Annotated in this window: 13 protein-coding genes and 1 other RNA gene; 4 read left to right on the plus strand and 10 right to left on the minus strand. The window is 69.7% G+C overall.

Going from position 1 to position 16,776, the window contains the following annotated elements; all coding sequences use genetic code 11:
- Positions 1 to 67 precede the first annotated feature (67 nt).
- Positions 68 to 1,036 (minus strand): helix-turn-helix domain-containing protein, encoded by a 969-nt coding sequence (locus ACIBK9_RS43910; RefSeq protein ID WP_364325644.1) that lies wholly within the window; start codon positions 1,034 to 1,036, stop codon positions 68 to 70.
- 99 nt (positions 1,037 to 1,135) lie between these two features.
- Between ACIBK9_RS43910 and ACIBK9_RS43915 the strand changes: the two genes are divergently transcribed.
- The 3 genes from ACIBK9_RS43915 (at position 1,136) to ACIBK9_RS43925 (ending at position 3,500) form a co-directional block, all read left to right on the plus strand.
- On the plus strand, positions 1,136 to 1,561 hold the full coding sequence (locus tag ACIBK9_RS43915; RefSeq protein WP_364325647.1) for a hypothetical protein: 426 nt from the start codon (positions 1,136 to 1,138) through the stop codon (positions 1,559 to 1,561).
- Positions 1,562 to 1,638: 77 nt separating this feature from the next.
- Positions 1,639 to 2,100, plus strand: coding sequence for a cyclase (locus ACIBK9_RS43920; RefSeq protein ID WP_397164949.1), 462 nt, complete (start codon positions 1,639 to 1,641; stop codon positions 2,098 to 2,100).
- Entirely contained in the window at positions 2,097 to 3,500 is a 1,404-nt protein-coding gene (locus tag ACIBK9_RS43925) for a hypothetical protein (protein WP_397164951.1), read from the plus strand. Before ACIBK9_RS43920 ends, ACIBK9_RS43925 begins: the two co-directional genes overlap by 4 nt.
- Before the next feature lie 77 nt (positions 3,501 to 3,577).
- On the opposite strand, the gene ssrA is transcribed toward ACIBK9_RS43925, so the two are convergent.
- The 6 genes from ssrA to prfB form a co-directional block, all read right to left on the minus strand.
- Positions 3,578 to 3,962: a transfer-messenger RNA gene (ssrA, locus tag ACIBK9_RS43930) on the minus strand.
- Positions 3,963 to 4,266: 304 nt separating this feature from the next.
- On the minus strand, positions 4,267 to 6,132 hold the full coding sequence (locus ACIBK9_RS43935) for a penicillin-binding transpeptidase domain-containing protein (protein WP_397164952.1): 1,866 nt from the start codon (positions 6,130 to 6,132) through the stop codon (positions 4,267 to 4,269).
- Positions 6,133 to 6,152: 20 nt separating this feature from the next.
- Positions 6,153 to 6,620 carry an SsrA-binding protein SmpB gene (gene smpB, locus ACIBK9_RS43940; RefSeq protein WP_387668714.1) on the minus strand — a complete coding sequence of 156 codons (468 nt, stop codon included), beginning with the start codon at positions 6,618 to 6,620 and terminating at the stop codon, positions 6,153 to 6,155.
- A 23-nt stretch (positions 6,621 to 6,643) separates the two neighbouring features.
- Positions 6,644 to 7,552, minus strand: coding sequence for a permease-like cell division protein FtsX (ftsX, locus tag ACIBK9_RS43945; RefSeq protein ID WP_352321716.1), 909 nt, complete (start codon positions 7,550 to 7,552; stop codon positions 6,644 to 6,646).
- A gap of 20 nt (positions 7,553 to 7,572) precedes the next feature.
- Positions 7,573 to 8,262, minus strand: a complete 690-nt coding sequence (gene ftsE, locus ACIBK9_RS43950) for a cell division ATP-binding protein FtsE (RefSeq protein ID WP_020541427.1) — start codon at positions 8,260 to 8,262, stop codon at positions 7,573 to 7,575.
- Between the two features lie 379 nt (positions 8,263 to 8,641).
- Positions 8,642 to 9,757: a peptide chain release factor 2 gene (gene prfB, locus ACIBK9_RS43955; RefSeq protein WP_352349341.1), complete on the minus strand. Its 1,116-nt coding sequence runs from the start codon at positions 9,755 to 9,757 to the stop codon at positions 8,642 to 8,644.
- Between the two features lie 47 nt (positions 9,758 to 9,804).
- On the opposite strand from prfB, the gene ACIBK9_RS43960 reads away from it, so the two are divergent.
- The gene (locus tag ACIBK9_RS43960) at positions 9,805 to 10,836 is read left to right on the plus strand and encodes a hypothetical protein (protein WP_397164955.1); all 1,032 of its coding nucleotides are present in this window, start codon (positions 9,805 to 9,807) and stop codon (positions 10,834 to 10,836) included.
- 19 nt (positions 10,837 to 10,855) lie between these two features.
- On the opposite strand, the gene ACIBK9_RS43965 is transcribed toward ACIBK9_RS43960, so the two are convergent.
- The 3 genes from ACIBK9_RS43965 to ACIBK9_RS43975 form a co-directional block, all read right to left on the minus strand.
- Positions 10,856 to 15,724: an NAD-glutamate dehydrogenase gene (locus ACIBK9_RS43965; protein ID WP_397164957.1), complete on the minus strand. Its 4,869-nt coding sequence runs from the start codon at positions 15,722 to 15,724 to the stop codon at positions 10,856 to 10,858.
- Between the two features lie 258 nt (positions 15,725 to 15,982).
- On the minus strand, positions 15,983 to 16,180 hold the full coding sequence (locus ACIBK9_RS43970; protein ID WP_352349335.1) for a zf-HC2 domain-containing protein: 198 nt from the start codon (positions 16,178 to 16,180) through the stop codon (positions 15,983 to 15,985).
- The gene (locus ACIBK9_RS43975; RefSeq protein ID WP_364325670.1) at positions 16,180 to 16,725 is read right to left on the minus strand and encodes a sigma-70 family RNA polymerase sigma factor; all 546 of its coding nucleotides are present in this window, start codon (positions 16,723 to 16,725) and stop codon (positions 16,180 to 16,182) included. Before ACIBK9_RS43975 ends, ACIBK9_RS43970 begins: the two co-directional genes overlap by 1 nt.
- Positions 16,726 to 16,776 lie beyond the last annotated feature (51 nt).

Raw genomic sequence — 16,776 nt, forward strand, 5'->3', positions numbered from 1 at the left:
TGCTCAGAAAGGGCTCAAGTCAGACACCCTAGCCCGGATTGCCCATTTCGGGCGGGATAAATGGCGATCAGCCGGTCGCGGACGACTGGGTCAGCCGATAGCGGGACGGCGGGATGCCGTACCGGTCCACGAACGCCTGGCGCAGCGTCTCGGCCGTCCCGAACCCGCACCGTACGGCGATCGCGGACATGGGCAACGAGGTCGAGGCCAGCAGCTGAGCCGCCCCCTCGGTACGGGCCCGCCGCACGAACCTGCCCGGCGTCTGCCCCAGATGCCGGAGGAACAGCCGAGTGAGATGGCGTTCGCTGACGCCCGCCGCGGCGGCCAGCGTGGCCGCGGTGAGGTCGGCGGCCAGGTTCGCGCAGATGTGCTCGACGATCCGCCTGACCAGGCCGTCGGCGGGCGCCGGAGGGCTGACGAACATGCTCATCTGGGCCTGGTTGCCCGGCCGTTGCAGGTAGGTGACCATGCCGCGGGCCACCGTCCTGGCCAGTTCGGCGCCGTTGTCCTCCTCGACCAGGGCGAGCGTGAGGTCGAGCGCGGCGGTGACCCCCGCGGACGTGGCCACCTCGCCGTCGCGGACGAAGATCGGGGCCGGGTCCACGGTGACGCGCGGGTAGCGGGCGGCCATGTCGGCCGCCTCCCGCCAGTGGGTGGTGGCTCGCCTGCCGTCGAGCAGTCCCGCGGCGGCCAGCACGTACGCGCCGGTGCACACCGACGCGACCCGCCTGCTCTCCCGCGCCAGCCTGCGGACATGGCCGACGACCAGCGGGTTCGCCGCGGCGTCCACGTGGCCGGTGCCGCCGGAGACGATGAGCGTGTCGAGCGGCCCGGTGATCCGCTCCAGCGCGAGCTGGGCCTGCAGCACCAGCGCGCCGGCGGTGGTCACGGGATGACCGCCGGGGGTGGCCAGCCGTACCTGGTAGTACGGTGAGGCGCCGTGCCAGTTCGCGTTCTCCAGCGTCGAGCTGACGCACGCGATGTCGAGCAGCTCGGCCGCCTCGTAGGCGACGACCACGACCCGCCGGTACTCCATGGCACGACTGTAGGTCCGGAAGACCAAGAACCCAAGTTTCCAGACATGTACGGCTTCGCCCCCTCGTCCCCGTCCCCCCACCCGGCCACAGTCGGAGCCATGACACCGACGCCCCCTGCACCCGCGACCCCCTCCGCGACCGGACGCCGCTGGTCGAAGTTCGCCCTCCACTACGTGGAGATGATCGTCGCCATGTTCGTCGGCATGTTCGCGCTCGGCGCCCTCCAGTCGGCCGTCGGCCTCTCCGTCTCCCACGACGAGTCGCCGGAGCTCGCGTACCTGATCATGGCCGTCGACATGTCGGTGGGCATGGCCGTGTGGATGCGCTTCCGCGGCCACCGCTGGCCGGCGACGCTGGAGATGTGCGCGGCGATGTTCGTCCCGATCGTGCCGCTCTATCCGCTGCTCTGGCTCGGTGTCATCGACGGCGGCGTCCTGATGCTCGTCGCGCACGTCGCGATGTTCCCGCTCATGCTGGCCGCCATGTTCCGGCGCCTCGACGAGTACGCCGGCTGCGCCCACTAGCCCGACGAGTACGCCGGCTGCGCCCACTAGCCCGCCCCCCTCGGCCCCGCGCCCACGGGGATCCCTAAGATGCCGCCATGGCGCGTTTCGAGACCGTGACCCTGGTCTTCGCTCCCCCCGGCGTGCTCTTCGACACGTCGCTGTCGGTCGAGACCCACACCGCGTCCATGGCCGGCTCGTCGGAACGCGCCGTCGCGGGGGTCACCACGGGCCTGCTCGGCCTCGGCGACCAGGTCACCTGGCAGGCCCGGCACTTCGGCCTCACCTGGCGGATGACCTCCACGATCAGCGCCTGGGAACGGCCCGCGTACTTCGTGGACGAGCAGGTGTCCGGGCCGTTCCGCCACTGGCGGCACGAACACCGCTTCGAGGCGGCTCCGCACGCGGGCGCCACCCTCATGACCGACGTCGTCGACTTCTCCGCCCCCGCCGGCCCCCTGGGCCGCCTGGCCGAGCTGCTGGTCCTGCGCCGCCACATGACCCACCTCATCAACATGCGCAACCAGCACATCAAGACGATCCTCGAACCGTCCCGTTGACCGAACCCGCGCCGCCCGGCGGTCGTCGAAAGCAGCGGCAAAGCCTGACGGACATCGGGCCCGACCGTCCGCCCGGCGGGGTCGCGTCACGGCCGCTGCTGGTCCTGGCCCAGCTCGTCGCCGCCTGGGCGGCCGGATCGGTCTTCCTGCCGACGGCGTGGCTGGTCCTGCTGGCCGTGCTGTTCGCCGGCGACGAGGCGGTGCTCCTCGCCGCCGCCGCACTGGGCGTGGCAGCCCTGCTCGGCTACCTGGTCATCGTGATCAGGGCCACCCGCGGCGTGTCCGTCCTCGGCGCGACGCACGGCGGCCGGTTCCTGTGGGCGCTGCTGGTGCTGGGCCTGGGAACCGCCGGCTGGGCCCTCGGCTGGGTGGTGACCGACGTCGCCGGCCTCGGGGTGAGCCGCGACCTGCTGCTCGCGGCCGTGCTCGGCGGCGTTCCGTACGCCCTCGTGGCCGGGACGCTGCTGCGCGGGTGGCGCCACAAGGGCGTCGCGCTCGGGCTGGGCGTGGCGCTTGTGGGGGCGGGCGTGGCCGTGCTGCGCCAGGAGCCGCCGGACGACCTGGAGGCACGCCTGGCGGCGGGCGACCTCCACCGGGAGACCGCGTACGTGGTCGCCGTCCCCGGCTACCGGCCCGACGACCGGGACTACGGCGGCGGGCTGGGCGGCTCCGGCTTCACTCCGGCGGACCCGGCCGCCATCCCGCCCGACCGGTACGTCAGGATCGTCGCCTACGACCGGCTCCTGCCGGGCGCGGCCGTGTGCGGCCAGCCCACCGCGCAGGACGCCGACCTGCCGACCGGATCCTGCACGGCCGAGCCCGGCGGCCTGGTCCACCGGCAGGGCCCGGTCGAGCACGGCTACCAGGTGCGGGTGGGCCGACGGTACGTCACGGTGGTGGGCAGCACCGCCGTCCCCCGCGACCTGCTCCGGTCGGCCGCCCGGAGCCTGCGCCCGGCCACCGCCCGCGAACTGGGCGACCAGGAGCAGACCGGCGACTACTACGCGGCCCGCGTCCCGGGGTACACCCCACAGCTCATGGGCATCCCGCCGGGCCTGGTCTACACGCCCTCCGACCACACCGGCAACGGCGGCCAGAGCGTCCACATCACGTTGTCCGTGAGCCAGGCCGACGACGACTTGTGCTATCTCGCCCAGAAGTGCACCCCCGTCGGCTCCGGCCTCACCTATGTCCGCCGAGAGGACACGCACGGTTACGCGGTGCGCCGCGGCACGGTGACCGTCCAGGTGCTCGGCGGCCTGCGGGTGGACGCGAAGCCGCTGCGCCAGGCCGCGCTCGACGCCCGCCCGGCCACCGACGACGAGCTGCGCCGCCTGCTGCCCCCGCTGGAGCCGCGCACCCCCCTCGACCGCCTCCGCCGCTGGCTGCGTATGTTCTGAGCTCGGGTGCGCACGTCTTCCGGACAGCGAAAAGCCTCCGACCCGCCGAGTAATCGGCAGGTCGGAGGCTTTTGATCACGTGGAGGTGGCGGGAATCGAACCCGCGTCCTTCAATCCCAAGTCAGGGCTTCTCCGGGCGCAGCCTGCTGTGCTTTTCTCAGCCCCGGCGATCACGCAGGCGAGTCGCCGACGGGCTCAGCCACTGTTTGATTTCCCGATCTCCCCCGTGGCCGGGTCGATCGGTTGAGCCTTCTAACGATGCCAGACACCGGGCCGAAGGCACTCCCGGGCTGACAGAGGTTTCGCTACTTAGGCAGCGAGGGCCAGGGAACCCTGGCCGACCTCAGTGCGCTTGGAATTGGCACTTATTGTTTTGCGGTCACAGGATTAACGAGGTTATGTCCGCAGTCCTCGGCCCGCTTCACCTGGCTTGCAAGATCGAAGTCGAAGCCAGTCACCCCCTGTGCAGTTGTCAACACGCCTCACGCTGATCATCACGCAGAGACGAGCAACACTGAATCTACAGGGGACAACGCCCCCAACGCCAACTTAATTCCAGCATGGCGAAACCCCCGGGAGCGTGGCACAGCAGCACGCGCTCCCGGGGGCCGACCGGCAGGGTCGAGCCGGTCCGGACGGCAGGACTTCCCCCGAGATGAAGTCCTGATCTCATCACGGCGACTGAGTCCGCAACCCCCCGAGCGGGCCCAGTCATTCAGTAAGACGCAGCCACGACCATGAACGGTTGCTCGCCGTCACAAGATTTTCACGCAGAGTCACGAAGGCCCGAGAAGAAGCTGCCCGCGACGGCCGCCGCGTCGTAGTTCTTGGCCAGGACGGCGATCGCCACGTCCCCCTGCCAGCCGACGAACCACGTCATGGGCTTGTCCTGGGTGCCCGCCGTCGCGCGCACGCCGTAGACCCTGCCCCGGCCCGCCTGCGCAGGGCTGCCGACCGCCCCGGCGCGCATCATCGCGGTCAGCGCGGTGCGCACCTTCGGATCCATCGGGACGGCGTCCGGCTGCTTGGCCGGGACGACCTCCGCCGCCGGATCGGGCGACGTGGGCGCGGTCACGAGCACCGGCGGCCGCCAGGTGCCCGACCCCACGGCCGCCGCGACCAGCGCCATCGACAGCGGGCTGACCTCGACGGTCTGGCCCGCGATGGCCCTGGCCTTGTCGGCGTCGCTGGACAGTTCGGGCATCGCCCCGCTGAACGACTTCAGCGGCAGCCGCCACGGCTGGCCGATGCCGAACGCCTTGGCGCTCGCGGCCAGACCGCCGGCGCTGGCCCGGCGGGCCAGCGAGGCCAGCGCGGTCACGCAGCCCTTGGCGAAGTTGTCCTGGAACGTGGCCGACGACGTGACCCCGGCGGTCTGGCTGGTGTGCACGAACCTGGCGCCGCCCACCGTGCGCTCGGCCGGGCAGGCCAGCCGCTGCTTGGTGCTGACGCCGCTCTTGATCAGCGCGTCGGCCGCCACGATCGAGAAGGCCGTGCCCGCGGGGAACCTGCCCGCCAGCGCGTCCTTCTCCTGGTTGAGCCCGCTGGTGCCGACCGCGAGGATCTCGCCGGTGTCACGCTGCACGGCCACCAGCGCGCTGGTGGCCGTCTCGGCCACCGCCCGCTCGGCCGCCGCCTGGGCGCGGCTGTCGATCGTGGTCTTGACCGAGACGTTCTGGCGGCCCGGCCACTCCTGCAGCTTGGCCACCTGCCGGCCGGTCTTGAGATCGAGGGTGATCACCTTGGTCTCGGTGGAGCCGGTCAGATAGTCCTGGTACGCCTGCTGCAGGCCGCTCTGGCCGATCGAGTCGCCGGCCCGCTGGGGGCCGCCGAGCTTCTGCTCGTCCTCGGGGGTGAGCGCGCTGACCTTGCCGACGATCTGCTTGGGGGCGGCCGGGTCGATGGGCTGCGGCTGCGGGTCGGTCTGGATGCCGGAGATGCCGGCCAGCTTCGACTTCATCGACAGGTAACGCGAGCGCCCGAACGTGACCAGCGGCACGAACTTGTCGGGCGGCGAGGACCTGATCCGGCTCAGCAGCCGGTCCTGGGCGTAGCCGGTGATCGCCGACAGCTTGGCCACGACGTCCTCGGCCCGGTCGCCCAGCGCGGACGGCACCACGCCCACGACGTAGACGTAGAGCTCGTTCTGCAGGGGGTCGTCGGCCCGGTCGACCACCGGCTGGCGCGGCTTGGGGTTGGTCTCGACCGCGAACCGCTGGCCCTCCTTGAGCTGCGGATGCAGCACCGACGGCGACCAGCGCACCTTCCACCTGCCGTCGACCAGGTGCAGCGGCAGCGAGCCGTCGTACGCCCAGAGCGGGGTGTTCTCCCCCAGGTCGACCTCGGCGCGGAAGTCGGCCTTGGACTCCTCGCCGTTCACGCTCACGCTTTTGATCTTGAAGCGGAACGAGGCCGCGTCGAGCTCCAGCTTGGCGTTGGCCAGGGCCTTGCCCACCTTGGCGGGGTCGCCGTCGGTGCGGCCCGCGGCCAGGGCGTAGTCCTCGGACTGCCAGCCCACGAGGAAGTCGCGCACCGCGTCGTGCGGCGAGGACTCCTCGAAGCAGCCGGTCAGCGTCATGCTCGCGACCGCCAGGGTGACGGTCGCGGCAAGGGTGCGGCGCGCGCGTGTCATCGGTTAGAGTGCCGCCGCTCTCATCGGTTGCGGTGCCGCAGGGCCCGCGCCATCTCCCGCTTGGCCTGCTGCTCGGCCAGCGACTGCCGCTTGTCCCAGTCCTTCTTGCCCCGGGCGACGGCGATCTCGACCTTGGCCCGGCCGTCCTGGAAGTACAGGACCGTGGGGACGATCGTGAGACCGCCCTCCTTGGTCATGGCGGCCAGCTTCTCGATCTCCTTGCGGTGCAGCAGCAACTTGCGCTTGCGCTTGGCGGCGTGGTTGGTCCACGTGCCCTGCATGTATTCGGGGATGTGCACGTTGAGCAGCCACGCTTCGCCATTGTCGATGCTGGCGTAGCCGTCGACGAGCGAGGCGCGGCCCTCGCGGAGCGACTTCACCTCCGTGCCCTGGAGCACGAGCCCCGCCTCGAAGGTGTCCTCAAGGTGGTAGTCGTGCCGGGCCCGCTTGTTCTGGGCGATGACCTTCCGCCCGGTCTCACGTGGCATGCTTCGACCTTACCGGCGATTCCTCACACCCTGAGGTATCGGCGGAGCGTCACGAACGAGGCCAGCACACAGATCACGACGCCGATGGCCATGGTGAGCGTGATGGTCTGGGCCACCGCGTCCCAGCCGAGCTGGGCCATGCCGCTGCCGAAGTAGCCGGCGATCTCCTCGAACAGCAGGACCTTCGTCACGATCAGGATGATGGCCGCGAAGACGCCGCCGATCAGACCGGCGATCACGCCTTCCATGACGAACGGCAGCTGGATGTAGAGGTTCGACGCGCCCACCAGGCGCATGATCCCCGTCTCCCGGCGCCGGTTGAACGCCGACAATCGCACCGTGTTGCCGATCAGCAACGCCGCGGCCAGCACCAGCACGATGGCGACGGCCAGCGCGTAGAAGGACAGCTTGTCGAGCAGGTCGAAGAACTTGCCGATGAGCTGCTTGTGGTCCATCACCTGGGACACGCCCGGCTGGCCCTTCACGGCGTCGATCACCGGCTGGTAGTTGTCGGGGTCGACCAGCTTCACGCGGAACGACTGCGGCATGTCCTCGACCCTGGTGGCCTGGACGAGCGTCGGGCTGGCCTGGTAGGCCGTCTTGAAGTTCTCGTACGCCGTGCTCTGGTCCTCGTAGAAGACCTCCTTGACGCCCTGGAGGCTCTCAAGGCGGGTCTTCAACGCCTTCGTCTGGGCCGGCGTGACGGCCTTGCCGTTGCACTCGGGGATCGCGGTGCCCTTGGTGCACAGGAAGACCGAGATCTCGACCTTGTCGAACCAGAAGGACTTGAGCATGGAGACCTGGGCGTTGATCATCAGGCCGACGCCCAGCATCGCCATGCCGACTGCCACGGTGATGACGACCGCGATCGTCATGGTCAGGTTGCGACGGAGGCCGATCCAGACCTCGGAGAAGATGAAGTTCGCCCGCATGTTGTGTCTGCCGCTCCCTGTCAGTACGCCTGGCCGTACACGCCACGCGACTGGTCACGGACGATCTTCCCGTCCTCCAGCTCGACGACGCGTTTGCGCATGGAGTCCACGATGGCCGCGTCGTGCGTGGCCATGACGACCGTGGTGCCAGTTCGGTTGATGCGGTCGAGCACCTTCATGATGCCGATGCTCGTCGCGGGGTCGATGTTGCCCGTGGGCTCGTCGGCCAGCAGGATCATCGGCCGGTTGACGAACGCGCGGGCCATGGCGACACGCTGCTGCTCGCCGCCGGACAGCTCGTCGGGCATGCGATGGGCCTTGCCCTCCAGGCCGACCAGCTCGATGACCTCGGGCACGACCTTGCGGATGAACCGCCTGGGCTTGCCGATCACCTCTAGGGCGAACGCCACGTTCTCGTAGACGTTCTTGTTCGGGAGCAACCTGAAGTCCTGGAAGACGCAGCCGATGCGGCGGCGCAGGTGAGGCACCTTGAAGTTGGAGAGGCGGGCCAGATCCTTGCCGGCGACGTGGATCGCCCCGGAGTTGGGCCGCTCCTCCTTCAGGACCAGACGCAGGAACGTGGACTTGCCTGACCCCGAAGGGCCGACGAGGAACACGAACTCGCCCTTGTCCACGTCGACGGAGACGTGGTCGAGAGCGGGCCGGTTCTGGTTCGCGTAGACCTTGGTGACATTATCGAAATGGATCACGAGAGCATCACGGCATGCCAGTCTAGGGGTCAGGACGGAAGCGAGGGTGGCACATGCCCATTTCCCGCCGCCGGCCGATCGGGGGCGCCGTCTTTACTGATGATCGACGTTCCGATTGGCCAGACGACAGTCTAGGGGGAAGACTGGCATGGAACGTCCATAACGGAAACAAAACGATTGTGCGGCTAGACTTGGGGCTGTCATGAGTTGTGAACACCTCGTATGCGCGCAGTGCGCCCACCCCGTGATCGAGGGCCGCTGCCCCCTCTGCCGAGCCAACAGGGAGCGGATGCACAATCACGGCTTCGCCGGACTGTCACCCGCCCTCGTCGTCGTCCTGCTCCTCGTGCTGCTCTTCGCGACGCTGGTGCTCAGGCACCTAGTCGGTGCCTGACTCCGCCCTGCGCATCCAGCGGATCTCCGACTCGATGAACCCGTCGAGGTCGCCGTCGAGCACCGCCGACGGGTTGCCCGCCTCGGTGCCCGTACGCAGGTCCTTCACGATCTGGTACGGGTGCAGCACGTAGTTGCGGATCTGCGTGCCCCATGACGTGGTGGTCGCGCCGCGCAGCTCCGACATCTTCTCCGCCTCCTCCTGCCGCTTGCGCTCCAGCAGCTTGGCCTGGAGCACGTTCATGGCCGAGGCGCGGTTCTGGAGCTGGGAGCGCTCGTTCTGGCAGGAGACCACGATGCCGGTGGGCAGGTGGGTGATGCGCACCGCCGAGTCGGTGGTGTTGACGCCCTGGCCGCCGGGGCCCGAGGACCGGTAGACGTCGATCCGCAGGTCGTCTTCGTTGATGTCGATGTGGTCGGTCTGCTCGACGACCGGCACGATGTCGACGCCCGCGAACGAGGTCTGGCGGCGGCCCTGGTTGTCGAACGGGCTGATGCGGACCAGCCGGTGGGTGCCGTGCTCGCCGCGCAGCGTGCCGTAGGCGTAGGGGGCCTTGATGGTGAACGTGGCCGACTTGATGCCGGCCTCCTCCGCGTAGGAGGTGTCGTAGACCTCGGTGGAGTAGCCCTTGCGCTCGGCCCACCGCAGGTACATGCGCAGCAACATCTCCGCCCAGTCGGCGGCGTCGACGCCGCCGGCCTGGGAGTTGATGGTGACGAGCGCCTCGCGGGCGTCGTACTCGCCCGACAGGAGCGTGCGCACCTCAAGGGCGCCGATGTCGGTCTTGAGCGACTCCAGCTCCTTGTCGGCCTCGAGGCGCGTGTCGTCGTCGCCTTCCTCGGCCGCGAGCTCGTAGAGCACCTTCAGGTCGTCGAGACGGCGCGCGACGCCCTCGACGCGGTTGAGCTCGCCCTGGAGATGGGAGAGCTTGCTCGTGACCTTCTGCGCCTGCTCGGGGTCGTCCCACAGGTCTGGGGCGGCAACCTGCTGCTCCAGCTCCTCGATCTGCTTGCGCATCGCGTCGAGGTCGAGCACGTCCTGGATGCTGCGGAGCGTGTTCGCGAGCTCGTTGATCTCTTCTGCCGGATCGATGCCTGCCACGTCTCCCTAGGGTACGCGACCCTCGCGTGCACGAATAACATGGCGAGGTGCGTGCATACGGTCGGGGGAAGATGCTGGCGCTCGCCGTCGGCGTGCTGGCCGCGGCGACCGCGTGCACAGGCCCTGCTCAGACGTCCCCGGCGGTGACCCAGGGAAAGGCGGGCGCCACCGGCGCGGCGAGCCCTTCGCCCAGCGCGCCGCCGCCCGCCGTCACGCGTCAGGAGGCGGCCGAGGCGGTCGCCGAGATCCTGCCCACCGACGACGTGCTGCGCGTGGAGAGCCCCGTGACGGGGAGGCTGCTCCTCGGCACCGACCTGGTCCGCGACGGGCAGCTGGCGCTCACGCAGGCCGCCTTCGAGTCCACCGGCGACCGCCCGCCGCGCTACGCCTGGGGCACGCCCACCCTCTACGTGCCCAGGTTCGCCCAGGGCGAGCGGGCGCCCTGGTTCAGCGCGCTGGCCACGCGCAACGGGCAGCCGACGCTGCTGACGTTCGCCAAGAGCGGCGACGACTGGCTGCTCAGCTCGGCCGCGCAGCTGCTGCCGGGCCAGGAGCTGCCGCGGGTGCGGCTCGACGCCGACGGCTACGCCACGGCGCTGACGCCCGACGACAAGACCGTCACGATCAGCCCCCAGTACATGGGCCCGGTGCACGCCAGCGTGGCCGAGACCGGGTCGGCCGGGGTGACGGCGGGCCTGCTCGCCGATGGGCCGTACACGACGGAGGTGGCCAAGCAGATCGCCACCGACCGCGAGACGGCCAAGAAGGACGGGTTCAGCTACGACTCGATCTTCAGCGCCGACAACTGGCCGGTCTACGCGCTACGCACGGCCGACGGCGGCGCGCTGATCCAGTACTCGCTGTCGCGCAACACCTCGACCCGCACCGTCGCCAACAACACCTACATCATCCCGGTGCCGCCGGAGGCGGGCTGGGCCATCTCGACCTCGTCGGTGCGCCGCAGCCTCAAGCTCACCGAGGTCCACCAGTACGCCACGGCGGTGCCCCCGCTGTCGGCCCCGGCCGCCGCCCGGGTCGTCGCCCACGACGGAGCCCTCACCCGCGCCAGCGGCGAGTGAGGGCCCCTTCGGGCGGTTCCTACGCCTCCGTGTGAGGCAGGTTGCTGGCGGCCACCAGCGTGCGGATCGCGCGCAGGGCCACCGAGAGCGTCGCCAGGTCGAAGTGGTCGCTCTCCCAGATCTCCGACAGCGTCTGGCGGGCGCGTCCCACGGCGGCCGCGTTGCCGTCGGTCCACCGGGCCAGCCGCTCCTCGGGCGGCAGCCCGGACGTGCTGTGGGCCAGCACGTCACGGGTCAGCGAGGCGTGCGCGGCGTACAGGTCGTCGCGCAGCGCCGAGCGGGCGATGGAGTTCCACCGGTTGTCCCTCGGCAGGGCGATGACGCGTTCGCGCAGGCGGGCCAGCTGCAGGCGGTCGGCCAGGTCGAAGTAGACCTCCGCCACCTCGTTCACCGGACGGCCCGTCAGGGACGCCACCTCGACCAGGTCCAGCGTCGAGTAGGCGGGCACCATCGCAGCCACCCGCTCGGCCAGCTCCTGCGGCACCCCGCGGGCCACGAAGGAGTCGCGGCGCTCCTCGTAGGCGGCCAGGTCGGGCCCGGTGAGCAGCTTGGGGATGTGCGCGGACAGCCCGTTGACGCCCTTGAGGAAGAAGCCGACCGACCCGGCCAGGTCGAGCGGCGGACGCCGGTTGACCAGCAGCCAGCGGGTGCCGCGCTCGACCAGCTTGCGGCCCTCCAGCAGCATGGCGATCTGCGTGGCGGTGTCGACCTCGTTGTCCAGCGCCTCCACGGCCCGGTAGAAGCTCGGCAGGTCGAAGACCTCCCGCGCCACCAGGTACGCCCGCACGATGTCGGACGTGGAGGCGCCGGTCTCCTCCGCGAAGCGGAACATGAACGTGGTGCCCATGGCGTTGACCAGCTCGTTCACCACGCAGGTCGTGATGATCTCGCGCCGCAGCGGATGGGCGTCCATGTACGTGCGGAACCGCTCGCGCAGGTCCGACGGGAAGTACGACACCAGCCAGGAGGCCAGGTACGGGTCGTCGGGCAGCTCGGAGCCCAGCACCTCGGCGTCGGCCACCAGCTTGGTGTAGGCCAGCAGGACCGAGAACTCCGGCGCGGTCAGCCCGAGCCTGGCCTGCCGCCGCTCGGCCAGCGTCTTGTCCGAGGGCAGGAACTCCAGCTCGCGGTTGACCAGCCCGTCGCGTTCGAGCTTGCGCAGGTAGCGGGCGTGGATGTGGAGCATGTCGACCGCCTGGGCGCGGGTCGCGTCGAGCACCACGTTCTGGGCGTGGTTGTCGCGCAGCACCAGGTCGGCGACCTCGTCGGTCATCGACGTGAAGACCTGGTTGCGCTGCTTGTCGGTCAGCTCGCCGTCGCGCACGACCTGGTCGAGCAGGATCTTGATGTTCACCTCGTGGTCGGAGGTGTCCACGCCGGCCGAGTTGTCGATGAAGTCGGTGTTGACCAGGCCGCCGTTCAGGGCGAACTCGATGCGGGCGAGCTGGGTGAAGCCCAGGTTGCCGCCCTCGCCGATGACCTTGCAACGCAGGTCGCCGGCGTCCACCCGGAGCGCGTCGTTGGCCTTGTCGCCGACGTCGGCGTGGGACTCCGAGCCGGCCTTGACGTAGGTGCCGATGCCGCCGTTCCACAGCAGGTCGACGGGGGCCCGCAGGATGGCGCTGATCAGGTCGTTGGGGGCCAGCGAGCTGACGCCCGCCTCGATGCCCAGCGCCTCGCGCATCTGCGGGGTGATCTGGATCGACTTGGCCGTACGCGGGAACACGCCGCCGCCCGCGGAGATCAGCGACGGGTCGTAGTCGTCCCAGGAGCTGCGCGGGAGGTCGAACAGGCGCTGCCGCTCGGCGAACGAGCGGGCCGCGTCGGGCGTGGGGTCGATGAAGACGTGCCGGTGGTCGAAGGCGGCCACCAGCCGGATGTGCTGGGAGAGCAGCATGCCGTTGCCGAACACGTCGCCGGACATGTCGCCGATGCCGGCCACGGTGAAGTCGGTGGTCTGCACGTCCACGCCCATGGTGCGGAAGTGGTACTTGACCGACTCCCAGGCGCCGCGGGCGGTGATGCCCATGGCCTTGTGGTCGTAGCCGACCGAGCCGCCGGAGGCGAAGGCGTCGCCGAGCCAGAAGCCGTACTCCTTGGCCACGCTGTTGGCGATGTCGGAGAAGGTGGCGGTGCCCTTGTCGGCGGCGACCACGAGGTAGGTGTCGTCGCCGTCGTGCCTGACCACGTCGGCCGGCGGCACGACCTTGCCGTCGACCAGGTTGTCGGTGATGTCGAGCAGGCCGGAGATGAACATCCGGTAGCAGGCCACGCCCTCGGCCAGCACGTCCTCGCGGGCGCCGGAGGCGGGCGGCTGCTTCACCACGAACCCGCCCTTGGACCCGGTGGGCACGATGACGGTGTTCTTCACCATCTGGGCCTTGACCAGGCCGAGGATCTCCGTCCTGAAGTCCTCCATGCGGTCGGACCAGCGCAGGCCGCCGCGGGCGACCTTGCCGAAGCGCAGGTGCACGCCCTCGACGCGGGGCGAGTACACGAAGATCTCGTACTTCGGCCGCGGCAGCGGCAGCACGCTGATCGCCTGCGGGTCGACCTTCAGCGAGATGTACGGCTTGCGCTGCCCGTCGACCGTCTGGAAGTAGTTGGTGCGCAGGGTCGCCTGGATCATCTCCAGGTAGGCCCGCAGGATGCGGTCCTCATCGAGGGAGGCCACCTCGTCGAGGGCGCCCAGGATCTCCTCGTTGAGCGCCTCCACGAGGTCGACCCGCACGTCGTCGCCGCGCCTCGGGTCGAGCTTGGCCTCGAACAGGCGGACCAGCAGCCGGGCCAGCCGCACGTTGCCCAGCAGCACGCGTTCCATGTAGAGCTGCGAGAACGTGCTGCCGGCCTGCCGCAGGTACTTGGCGTAGACCCGCAGGATCTCGACCTGCTCCCAGGTCAGGCCCGCCCGCAGGATGAGGGCGTTGAAGTTGTCGGCCTGGACCCGGCCCTGCCACAGGGCGCTCAGGCCGTCCTGGAAGAGCCGCTTGAAGTCGTTCCTGTCCACCTCGCCGGAGGGGGTGTAGCGCAGGCCGAAGTCGTAGATCCAGGCGTTCTTGGTGCTCGCGTCGCCGTCCCGGTCGATCTCGTACGGCCGCTCGTCCACGACCTCGACGCCGAGTCGCTGGATCAGCGGCAGCGCCTCCGACAGGGAGATCGGCGAGCCGACCTTGTAGATCTTCAGCCGCCGCTCGCCCTCGGAGGCGTCGTACGGCTCGTAGAGGTTGATCGCCACCTCCTCGCCGTCGGCGACGAGCTGCTCCAGGCGGCGCAGGTCGACCACGGCGACCTTGGGCGGGAAGTCGGCCTTGTACCCCTCGGGGAAGGCGGAGACGTACCTCCTGGCCAGCCCGGGGGCCTCCTCCTCGGAGGTCATCTCGTCGAGGGCGGCGGCCAGGTCGTCCTCCCAGGAGCGGGTGAGCGCGGCCAGACGCGCCTCCAGCTCCTCCACGTCGACGCTCGGCGCGGGGAGCTGCTTGCCGCGCTCGCCGCGCACGACCACGTGCAGCCGGGCCAGCACGGACTCGCCGATCATCGCGCTGTAGTCGAGCGACCTGCCGCCGAGCGCCTTGAGCAGCACCTCCTGCATCTTCAGCCGCACCTTGGTGGTGTAGCGGTCGCGGGGCAGGTAGATCAGGCAGGAGATGTAACGGCCGTAGTCGTCGCGCCGCAGGAACAGCTTGACCTGCTTGCGCTCGCGCAGCCGCAGCACGCCGAGCGCGATCGGCAGGAGCTGGGCGACCGAGGTCTGGAACAGCTCGTCGCGCGGGAACGTCTCCAGGATCTCGATCAGGTCCTTGCCGTCGTGGCTGTCGGGCGCGTGGCCGGCGGCGTTGAGCACCTCGGCCAGCTTGCGCCGCAGCACGGGGATCCTGGAGATCGACTCGTTGTAGGCCACGTGCGTGAGCAGGCCGAGGAAGCGGCGCTCCCCGATCACCTCGCCCTCGGGCGAGAACAGCTTGACCCCGATGTAGTCGAGGTAGGTCGCGCGGTGGACGGTGGCCCGGCTGTTGGCCTTGGTGATGATCACGAGCTGCTTCTCGCGGGCCTTGGCGCGCACCTCCGCGGGCAGCGCGGAGAAGCTGTCGGAGCCCACCTTGTCGTCGCGCAGGATGCCGAGCGCGGCCCCGGGCAGGGCCTTCAGCATCTCGCCCTGGTCGGTGTGCTCCAGCCGGTACTCGCGGTAGCCGAGGAACGTGAAGTGCCCGTCGGCGAGCCAGCGCAGCAGGTCGAGGCTGTCCTCGACCTCGGCGGGCTCCAGCGGCGGCGGGTTCATGCTCAGGTCTTCGGCCGTCTGGACGGCCAGGGCCCGCATCTTCCTGAAGTCCTCGACCGCGTACCGCACGTCGGCGAGCACCCGCTGCAGGTCGGCCTCGACGCGCCTGAGCACCGCGGGGTCGGCCTGGCGGTCGATCTCGATGTGGATCCACGACTCGACCAGCACCTGGCCGGTGACGTCCTCCTGGCCGCGGCCGAGCATCCGGCCCGTCATGTCGCGGCGCACCCGCATCTGGGGGTGGACCACGAGGTGGGTGCCGATGTCCTGCCGGTCGAGCTCCATGGTGACCGAGTCGACCAGGAACGACATGTCGTCGGTGACCACCTCGACGACCGAGTGCCCCGGGTCCCAGCCGTTCTCCTCCAGCGTGGGGGTGTAGGCGCGGACCACGGCCCGGCCCTGGGGGCGTACCTCGGCGAGCTGCCGCTGGGACATCGCCGGGCCGTACACGTCGACGGGGTTGCGGTCGAGCAGGTCCTCGGGTGCGACATGGCGGTAGTAGAACCGCAGGAAGGAGAGGGCCTCCTCCGCGCTCATGTGCTCGCTGCCGACCGCGCAACTTTCCGCGGCTCTTTGCAGCAGCTCATCCTTGGCCTCGTCGAGCGGCATTTCGCTCTCACTCCTTTGTGAGGGTTTGCCATGGCTGTTCATAGCCAGGCTCTTCGTTCCCATAGCGAGGGGAAGTAGTGCAGACGGGTACGTCCGGGGAGGTGGGCGACAGCCGGTCGCCTTCCTCGCCGGACCGCCGGCGCGGGGGGAACGGGTGCATCACCGTCGATGCCCACCGAACACCTCCCCCTGAACGCCCGGCCCTGATTCCGGGCGTGTGCCTCGCCGTACCGATATCACCCGAAAAGGGCATAGACGTCAACGTGACATCGACATGGGGGGATCGTCGCCGGAGGCCGAGGGGGCGGTCTTGAGATCGTCGAGCCGGTCGGGAAGCTCGGCCAGCTCCATGAGCTCGGCCTGGCACCGCTCGCACGCGTCGAGGTGGCGTTCGAACGCCTCGTGCTCCTCCTCGTCGAGGACGCCGAGGACGTAGGCGGCCACCCCGTCGTGCATCAGCCGGCTACCCCCTTGTCACGCAGCTGTTCGCGGAGAGCCCGGATGCCGTAGTAGAGCCGGGACTTCACCGTGCCCGGCGGAATCCCCAGAATCTCCGCCGCTTCACTTATCGTACGGTCTCGGAGGTAGGTCTGCTCAATGACTTCGCGGTGTTCGGCGGACAGGCTGCGCAGCGCGTCGGCGACGACGATCGCCGACAGCGCGCGTTCGGAGCCGTCCGGCACCGACATCTGGTCGACTTCGGGCGGCTCGACCTCGTGAGGCCGGGCGCTCTTCCGTCGGCGTCCGTCGATGACGATGCGGCGGGCCACTGTCAGCAGCCACGCCCATAAAAGGCTCGGTTCCCATTGCAGTCTTGCCGAGTTTCGCCAGGCCCTGACCAGCGTCTCCTGTACGACGTCCTCGGCCCATTGCAGATCGTTTCCGGTCGATTTGCGTACGTGGCGCAGCAGAGGGCCGCCGAACTCCTGGTAGAGCACCGCGATGCGATGTTCCGCCTCGGCATCCGCACTCTCGAACCTGCCGTCGAGGTGACCTAGCACGGGGCACATCTTTACACCTTCGTTATCGGTCCGGCAGCCACTCCGATAACT

It is taken from the genome of Nonomuraea sp. NPDC050227 (assembly GCF_044459705.1).
Classification (GTDB): domain Bacteria; phylum Actinomycetota; class Actinomycetes; order Streptosporangiales; family Streptosporangiaceae; genus Nonomuraea.

What these genes read in the sequence shown, in the direction of transcription:
- ACIBK9_RS43920 (WP_397164949.1), top strand. Translation starts at nt 1,639, where the DNA reads ATGGCGCGTTTCGAGACCGTGACCCTGGTCTTCGCTCCCCCCGGCGTG.
- smpB (WP_387668714.1), bottom strand. Translation starts at nt 6,620, where the DNA reads ATGCCACGTGAGACCGGGCGGAAGGTCATCGCCCAGAACAAGCGGGCC.
- ACIBK9_RS43965 (WP_397164957.1), bottom strand. Translation starts at nt 15,724, where the DNA reads ATGCCGCTCGACGAGGCCAAGGATGAGCTGCTGCAAAGAGCCGCGGAA.
- ACIBK9_RS43915 (WP_364325647.1), top strand. Translation starts at nt 1,136, where the DNA reads ATGACACCGACGCCCCCTGCACCCGCGACCCCCTCCGCGACCGGACGC.
- ACIBK9_RS43935 (WP_397164952.1), bottom strand. Translation starts at nt 6,132, where the DNA reads ATGACACGCGCGCGCCGCACCCTTGCCGCGACCGTCACCCTGGCGGTC.
- ACIBK9_RS43970 (WP_352349335.1), bottom strand. Translation starts at nt 16,180, where the DNA reads ATGCACGACGGGGTGGCCGCCTACGTCCTCGGCGTCCTCGACGAGGAG.
- ftsX (WP_352321716.1), bottom strand. Translation starts at nt 7,552, where the DNA reads ATGCGGGCGAACTTCATCTTCTCCGAGGTCTGGATCGGCCTCCGTCGC.
- ACIBK9_RS43910 (WP_364325644.1), bottom strand. Translation starts at nt 1,036, where the DNA reads ATGGAGTACCGGCGGGTCGTGGTCGTCGCCTACGAGGCGGCCGAGCTG.